The organism is Pinirhizobacter sp. (assembly GCF_035317885.1).
Lineage (GTDB): Bacteria > Pseudomonadota > Gammaproteobacteria > Xanthomonadales > Rhodanobacteraceae > Pinirhizobacter.
This window is the reverse complement of record NZ_DATHFX010000148.1, coordinates 1-7,905: the sequence shown is the minus strand read 5'-3', so window position 1 is coordinate 7,905 and position 7,905 is coordinate 1. Positions and strand designations below refer to the sequence as shown.

7 protein-coding genes are annotated in these 7,905 nt (G+C 65.4%); 3 read left to right on the top strand and 4 right to left on the bottom strand.

Going from position 1 to position 7,905, the window contains the following annotated elements; translation table 11 throughout:
- Nucleotides 1-188, top strand: a 188-nt coding sequence (locus VK519_RS04570) for an ECF-type sigma factor (RefSeq protein WP_324347950.1), incomplete at its 5' end; no start/stop codon positions are given.
- Here the strand turns inward: VK519_RS04570 and VK519_RS04565 are convergent.
- Both VK519_RS04565 and VK519_RS04560 read right to left on the bottom strand, forming a co-directional pair.
- Nucleotides 185-2,986, bottom strand: coding sequence for a serine/threonine-protein kinase (locus VK519_RS04565; RefSeq protein ID WP_324347949.1), 2,802 nt, complete (start codon nucleotides 2,984-2,986; stop codon nucleotides 185-187). The two genes, VK519_RS04570 and VK519_RS04565, sit on opposite strands and share 4 nt — an antisense overlap.
- Before the next feature lie 41 nt (nucleotides 2,987-3,027).
- Nucleotides 3,028-3,642, bottom strand: coding sequence for a carbonic anhydrase (locus tag VK519_RS04560; protein WP_324347948.1), 615 nt, complete (start codon nucleotides 3,640-3,642; stop codon nucleotides 3,028-3,030).
- A 157-nt stretch (nucleotides 3,643-3,799) separates the two neighbouring features.
- Here VK519_RS04560 and VK519_RS04555 point away from each other — a divergent pair, with 157 nt between their 5' ends.
- Nucleotides 3,800-4,033 carry a hypothetical protein gene (locus VK519_RS04555; protein ID WP_324347947.1) on the top strand — a complete coding sequence of 78 codons (234 nt, stop codon included), beginning with the start codon at nucleotides 3,800-3,802 and terminating at the stop codon, nucleotides 4,031-4,033.
- Between the two features lie 93 nt (nucleotides 4,034-4,126).
- Here the strand turns inward: VK519_RS04555 and VK519_RS04550 are convergent, their stop codons facing one another.
- The gene (locus VK519_RS04550; protein WP_324347946.1) at nucleotides 4,127-5,791 is read right to left on the bottom strand and encodes an MFS transporter; all 1,665 of its coding nucleotides are present in this window, start codon (nucleotides 5,789-5,791) and stop codon (nucleotides 4,127-4,129) included.
- Nucleotides 5,792-5,899: 108 nt separating this feature from the next.
- Complete coding sequence (locus VK519_RS04545) at nucleotides 5,900-7,348, bottom strand: porin family protein (protein ID WP_324347945.1); 1,449 nt, start codon at nucleotides 7,346-7,348, stop codon at nucleotides 5,900-5,902.
- A 198-nt stretch (nucleotides 7,349-7,546) separates the two neighbouring features.
- Between VK519_RS04545 and VK519_RS04540 the strand changes: the two genes are divergently transcribed.
- On the top strand, nucleotides 7,547-7,905 hold a 359-nt coding region (locus tag VK519_RS04540; RefSeq protein ID WP_324347944.1), incomplete at its 3' end, for an acetyl-coenzyme A synthetase N-terminal domain-containing protein.

Genomic DNA, 7,905 nt, shown 5'->3' with positions numbered 1-7,905 from the left:
AACTGGACGACGCCCTGCGCCAGCTGGAGGCGCTGGATCCGCGGCAGGCACAGATCGTGGAGATGCGCTTCTTCGTCGGCCTACGCGAAGAGGAGATCGGCGCCGTGCTTGCCATCTCGCCACGTACCGTGCAGCGCGAATGGCGCATCGCCCGCGCCTGGCTGCGGCGGGAACTGTCCGCCGCCTAGGGGGCGTTGGCGTACTGGGTGAGCAGGTCGACCGTGCCCTCGCGCATGTCGCGCATGCTGGCATTGAGCGTGGCAGGGTCCATGGCGACCAGCGGGTCCATGTAGCGGTGGCGGATGGCCTGGGCCTGGGCCGTCTGGTGGAGCCTTTCCAGGATCTCGAACAGACGCGTGGCGCTTTCCAGGGTGTTCGCGTCCATGGTTCCCAGTACGCGCTGCCGGTTGGCCAGGGCTTCGGCATGGACGTCGCGGGCGGCGGCGAGCTGGCCGGCCTGGGTATGGATGCGGGCGATCAGGTCAAGGGTACCGAAGGTGATCGGATGGTCCACGCCCAGGGTACGCCGCTGGGCGGCCAGCGCCGTGGTGGCCAGGTCCAGTGCCTGGGCATATTTTCCCTCGTGCGAGAGAAATCCCGCGAGGCTCGCCTGGGCGAACAGGGTGTCCGGATGGTCAGGCCCCAGCACGCGTCGGCGCGCCTCCAGGATCGACCGTTGCAAGGTGGTCGCGCCGGCCCAGTCATCGGTGCGGGTGAGTAGCCGCACCATGGTCGTCATCGATTCCAGCGTGTCCGGCTGGTCGTCGCCCTGCGCCTGGCGCCGTACCCGGATGATGTGCTCGAGCAATGGCCGGGCTTCGTCGAACTGCTCAAGGCGCACCAGGTTGGCGGCGACCAGGTCTTCGTCGCGAAGCGTGGCGGGGTGGTCGAAGCCAAAGCGGCGTTCATGCGCGGCGGCCACGGTGCGCGCCAGCGCCAATGAGCGTTCGTACTCGTTGCGATAATTCAGTAGCGACGCCAGGGTGGCCTGGGCATCGAGGGTATCGGGGTGGTCGGGGCCCAGGGCACGCAGGGACACCGCGGCCAGCGGCTCGATGACGGCTTGGGCTTCATCGCGGCGTCCCAGCCGGATCAAGGTCGCCACGCGCTCGCGCCGAAGCTGCATCAGGCCCGGATCCGATGCCGGAAGCCGGGACGACAGGCGCGCATCAAGGGCCTCCTGCGCAGCGAGCGCAGGGATCAGCTCGCCGCTATCGGCCATGGCGCGGGCGCGGCCCGCTTCGGCGGCGGTGCGCAACGGGTCATCGGGCCCAAGCGCCTGCGCTTGTGCCAGGGCTGCCTCGAAGATGGCGCGTGACTGGCCGAACTGACCGGACAGGTCCAGCGCCCGGGCCAGGTCCACCCGCGCCGACAGCACCGCCGGGTCGCCGGCGGGAAGCAGGCGCGTGCGCACATCGAGCACTTTCTGCAACTCGCGCACCGCATGGCCGTAGCTGCCGATGGTCACCAGCACGCGGGCCAGCGACTGACGCAGGCTCGCGCCCAGCAGCGGCTCGTCGGCGAAGCGGCCGTCAATGGCATCCAGCGCATGGGACACCACGTGGACGTCCAGCGATTCCCGCGCCAAGTCGCTGAAACCCACGCCGGAAATCACAGTGGCGCGATCACCCAGTTGCCGGCGCTCGCCGTCGGCCAGGCCATGGCCCATCGCATCGATGTCCACGCCTTCGAGCATCGATTGCTCGAAGGCCACGGCGCGCTCGAGTTCTCGCTGACGGCTGGTGGCCAGGCGTTCCTGCGCGCGCGCCTGGGCCAATTCGTACAGCGATACGCCCAGGCCCGTGAAGGTGGACACCGCCAGCAATACACCGGCGGCCACGCCAAGGCGATTGCGGCGCACGAAACGGCCGGCATGGTAGGCCGGCGTGGCCTTGCGGGCATGCACGGGCCGGTGTTCGAGGAAACGGCGGAGATCTTCGGCCAGTTCGTGCACGCCGGCATAGCGGTCACGGGCCTGCCGGCGCATGGCCTTCATCACGATGGCATCGATGTCCGCCGGCACCGGCGCGCGCGCGGCCGCCGAGGTGGCATCGCCACGCGGGCTCCGGCTGGGCGGCAGGAAGTCGCCGCTGATGATGGCGCTGGAGAGGTGGTGCGGTGTCACCAGGTCCTGGAAGGGGCGGCGGCCAGCCACCAGCTGGTACAGCACCACGCCCAGCGAATAAACGTCCGCGGCAGTGGTGAGGCGGCGCTTCTGCACCTGCTCGGGGCTGGCATAGGCCAGGGTGAGGGCGTCGCCGTCGCCACGGTCGGCGGAATCGGGGACCTCGTCGAGCATGCGCGCGATGCCGAAATCCAGCAGCTTCGGTTCACCGTCCGGGGTCACCAGGATGTTGGCCGGCTTGATATCGCGGTGGATGATCAGATGGCGGTGGGCGAACTCGACCGCTGCGCACGCCTTAAGGAACAGGGCGATGCGCTGGCGCAGGTTGAGCGATTTTTCCTCGCACCAGTCGTCGATGCGCTCGCCCTGCACGAACTCCAGGGCCAGGAAGGGACGGCCGTCGGCCAGCAGGCCGCCATCGAGCAGGCGGGCGATCCCCGGATGTTCCAGACGCGCCAGCAGGTGCCGTTCCTGGGCGAAGCGCTCGAGCAGCGCGGGTGAGTCCTCCGCGGCGGCGTTGAGGAATTTCAGCGCTACTTGCTGGACGAAACCGCCGTCATTGCGCGAGGCAAGGTACACCACGCCCATGCCGCCCTCGCCCAGGCGGCGGATGATCTGGTAGTGGCGCGGCGCGGCAGCCTGGGCGCTCAGGCCCGAAAGATCAACGGGGTTTTCCAGCGCGTGCGGCAGGCCCGCGGTCACCTCGATCGCGTCGAGCATCCAGCCCACTTCTGCGATCAGCGCGGCATCGTCACCGGCGCGCTCGCGCACGAAGGCCATGCGCTTGCCTGGCGGTAGCTCCGCCGCTGCATGCGCAAGTTCTTTCGCCCGCCGATAGCGTTCGTCGTTGGCTCCGTCCATGCCGCCCCCTGGCCCAGGGGGCGATTATAGACACGAGCAGGCTAAGGGATGTCCACCGGGGCGAAGGTGCCATCGCCCTGCAGCATCAACAGCTGCCCCGAGCGGATGTCGAAGCTCATACCGGTGAGCTTGAGCGAGCCCGCTTCCACGCGCTCGGCAAGCCACGGGAAGGTCATGAGGTTGCCCAACGACAGCTTCACCGTCTCGTATTCGCACTCGGTGTGGACGTCGGCGGGAGCCCGGGCCAGCACCCGGAACTTGGCCGACTCGGCGATGCGCATCCACGGCACGAGGAAATCACCGCCCTGCACCGGAGCGCCATCGAGCAGCACGCGGATGCCACCGCACATGGCGTGGCCCATCACGATCAGGTCCCTCACTTCCAGCACGCGCACGGCATATTCCAGCGCCGCGCTGGTGGCGTGGAAAGCCGTATCGGGCTCATAAGGAGGGACCAGGTTCGCCACGTTGCGCAGGATGAACAGTTCGCCAGGCTCGGCGTCGAAGATCATCGTGGGATCCACCCGGCTGTCCGAGCACGCAATGACCATGGTCTGCGGATTCTGGCCTTCATCGGCAAGGCCTTCGAAGGTCTTGCGGCGCTCGGGCCATTGGGTCGACCGGAACCGCGCGTAGCCGTCGAACAACTTCTGCATGGGGTATCGCCCGCGTCGTGAAAAAAGCCCCCTCATGTTACGCCGATACGTGCCCCGACGACGTTCGCCACCGTACGGAGTATCCCCAACGGCAGCGATGGCAGGCCGCGTGGGCGGCGCTATGATGCGCAAACCTGCCCTGCCCGCCGGTTGACCCATGCGCTGGATCCTTGCTGCCTTCACCCTCCTGATGGTGCTCGTGTGCCTCACGACGAAATCACCGGGGTTACTCGGCCTGTGCCTGTTCCTGGGCCTGGTCGGGCTTATCGCCACAGGGCTGGCCTTCGCCCAGGAACGCATCGAGGGCAACGCCAAGCCTGAAATGCTCAACGCCTACGAAATGAAGAAGCTCCGCGAGTCGATGACCAAGCCGCCACCGGAAAAACCCTGAAGGCGAAAAAAGGGAGCGGCCATGCCGCTCCCTTTTTGCACGTGCCCTGTGGGGTCAGAGTCAATGACTCTGACCCCCAAGTCGCGATCGCGGCTAGTCGCGGATGCTCACATCCTTGGTTTCGCGTACGAATAGCAGGCCGATGACGAACGTCATCAGCGCAACGCCGATCGGATACCAAAGCCCGTAGTAGATGTCGCCCTTCCAGGCCACCAGCATGAAGCCGATGGTGGGTACGAAGCCGCCGAACCAGCCATTGCCGATGTGATACGGCAGGCTCATAGAGGTGTAGCGGATGCGCGTGGGGAACATCTCCACCAGCCATGCAGCGATCGGCCCGTACACCATGGTCACGTACAGCACCAGGATGGTCAGCAGCAACACCAGCATCGGGTAGTTCGACTGCGTCGGGTCGGCCTTCTCCGGATAACCGGCGGTCTTCAGGTCCGCGCCCACGGCGGTTGTGAATTCCTTGGCCCTGGCAGTGAAGTCCGCCTTGGCCATGCCCGTGCCTTCGAAGGAATCCACCGTCGTGCTTCCGATCTTCACCTGGGCCACGGTGCCCGCCGGTGCGTCCACGTTGGCATAGGGGATGCCCCGCTTCGCCAGCACGCTCTTGGCCACGTCGCAGGAACTGGTGAAGGTCTTCTTGCCAACCGGATCGAACTGGAAGCTGCAGGACTTCGGATCGGCCACCACCGTCACCGGGGAAGCGGCGGCAGCGGTTTCGATGGCCGGGTTGCCGTAGTGGGTAATGCCCTTGAAGATCGGGAAGTACGTGAGTGCGGCCAGCAGGCAACCGGCCAATATCACGGGCTTGCGGCCGATCTTGTCCGACAGCGCGCCGAACACCACGAAGAACGGCGTGGCGATAAGCAGCGCCGCGGCAATCAGCAGATTGGCCGCCGTGGCGTCGATCTTCAGGCTCTGGGTAAGGAAGTACAGCGAGTAGAACTGGCCGGTGTACCAGACCACGGCCTGGCCCGCCGTGGCACCCAGGAGGGCCAGGATCACCAGCTTCAGGTTCGGCCACTTGCCGAAGGCTTCCGTCAGCGGAGCCTTCGAGCCCTTGCCTTGCTCCTTCATTTCCTTGAAGAGCGGCGACTCCTGCAACTGCAGGCGGATGTATACCGATATACCCACCAGGATCGCCGACAGCAGGAACGGAATGCGCCAGCCCCAGGCCTCGAAGGCCTCGGTGCCCAGGCTAAAGCGCATGCCCAGGATCACCAGCAGCGACAGGAACAGGCCGAAGGTGGCGGTGATCTGGATGAAGCTGGTGTACAGGCCGCGCTTGCCCATCGGCGCATGCTCGGCAACATACGTTGCCGCGCCGCCGTACTCACCACCCAGCGCCAGTCCCTGCAAAAGGCGCAGGATGATCAGGATGATCGGCGCTGCCCAACCGATGGAGGCGTAACTGGGCAAGGCGCCCACCAGGAACGTCGACGTACCCATGATCACGATGGTGATCAGGAAGGTGTACTTGCGGCCGATCAGGTCGCCTATCCGACCGAACACGATGGCACCGAACGGACGCACGGCGAATCCCGCGGCGAAGGCCAGCAGGGCGAAGATGAACTGGCTGGTCTCGTTCAGTCCACCGAAGAACTGCTTGCCGATGACGGCGGCCAGGGAGCCATAGAGATAGAAGTCGTACCACTCGAAGACAGTACCCAGGCTCGACGCGAAGATGACGCGTTTATGACTGATACCGAACGTTCCGTCGGCGCGGACGCCGGATGGGCTTGTTGCCATGGTGCACCCCTGGTGAGGTAGATGGACGCCCGTTGCCGGGCGCCTGTTCGCAGTAATTTACGAAGTACGCCGGTGCGAAAAAGGCGGCCCTCGCAGGCCGCCCTTCGCCTAGAACTTGTAATTTCCGTTGAGGGTAATTTCGTTGCCCTGCGTGGTCTGCCGCGTGGTGCCGTTGGTGGTGGAATCAAGCTTGGCGTGGATCCACTCAAGGCTGAGGTCATAAGGTCCGGCGGTGTACTGAAGGCTCAGCGCCGACTGGCGGTTCTTCAGCAATCCGGTGGAACCGCGGGACAACCACTTGATCACGTCATCGGTGTCGGGCTTGCTCTGCGAGTAGAAGCCGTACACCGACCAGTTCGGCGTGAACTTGTAGCCGACCTGCGCGTAACCACCCTTGTCGGCGATGTCGCCGAACTGGGAAAGATCGCCGAACACTTCGCCAATGCCGTTGCCGGCATAAGCCAGTGCCTTGAACACCCAACTGCCGGGCATCCACTGCGCGCCGGCCTGGATCGCCGTGCTCTTGATGTCGCTCTTGATCGGCGCGGGCGAGAGGCCATCGACGCCGCGCAGGTCCACCTTGCTGTAGTGGGCGGCCACGAAGGCCAGCCAGGTCTTGTCCTGCACGTGCAAGCGGGCTTCGTACTGCGGGTTGAAGCCCACATTGCCGGCCGTGGTGTAGTTGTTGGTCGATCCCGGCGTGCTCCACGTACCGCCGTACGCGCCGAGGTCCAGGCGCCAGATCGGGCCGTCGCTGCCGTGGTTGAGTTCCTTCATCCAGGAAATACCGCTGAAGCGCCAGCCGGTGAAGCCCGTGCCGTAGCCCAGGGGGAAGGCGATGTGGGAGAGCGACTGCGGGGTCATGTCCAGCGGGAACAACAGGTCCCACTGCTGGCCGATACGGAAGGTCGAGCCTGTCGTCGGGTTGGTGATGTCCATGTAGGCCTGGCGCAGGCGCGGCGTGGGCTGCGACTGGGCGTAGGCACCGGTGCCGTTGAAGCCGCCGAAGAAGTCCATCTCGATGCGGCCGCCGCCGGTCCAGTCGCCGCCGAACTTGGCGCCGGCGAAATCCAGCCAGAAGCGCGTGTTACGCACGTCCACGCCGGTGAGCGAATCGTTCACGTGTCCTGCCGAACCCGGAATCGGGAATTCGGCGTTCTGGCCGTTGCCGTAGGTGAAGCCCTTGTCCTGGCTGAAGGCGCTGGCGTTGATGAAGCCGTGCAGCGCCACCGTTACGCCCGGCGCACTGGAGAATACGGGCTTCGGCGGCGGCGTGGCGGCCACCGTGGCGACCCTGGTTTCGGTGGCCTGGGCCTGGGTCTGCGCGGCCTGTGCCGTGGCGGTGGCCTGGGCGGTATCGGCCTTCTGTTCCTGGATCATTTGTTTCAGCTCGGCCAATTCCTGCTCGAGCTGGTTCACCCGTTCCTCGAGCTTCTGCTCGCGGACGGTGGGTTTCTTCGTGGATGACTGCGCATGTGCCGCGGTGAATGGAAGCAACAGGGCGCATGCAATTCCCAGGGCAAGCACCTTGCGGCTACCGACTTTGATCGTGTTCATCGTGGCCTCCCCAACCATTGGCGTGCCGAGCATGGGCATGGGGACAGCAAGGGTGCTATTCGCCAAAGGTCGAATCTCGACCAAAGTCGTAAGGAATGCTGTACATCGGTGTCGCCTGCCAACGGCTACACTCGGCCTCCCACCAACGGTGTCTTTCATCCCTATGCCGCCCGCCCGGCGGCGCGCTGGAGCCCATGCATGTCCAAGCCGTCCCATAGCCTTACCGCCGACCAGTACCGGGCCATGTATGCCCGATCGGTGGACGACCCCGATGGCTTCTGGAAGGACATGGCAGGCCGGCTCCTCTGGACGCGCGAGCCTACGAAGATCTCCGATGTCTCCTGGGATGCGAAGGATCTTCACATCAAATGGTACGAAGACGGCCAGCTGAACGTCTCGGCCAACTGCCTTGACCGGCACCTGGCCAAGCGTGGCGACAAGACGGCCATCATCTTCGAGGGCGACGACCCGGATGAAACCCGCAGCCTTACATATAAGGAGTTGCACGCCGAGGTCTGCAAGTTCGCCAACACGCTGAAGAACCTTGGCGTGGGCAA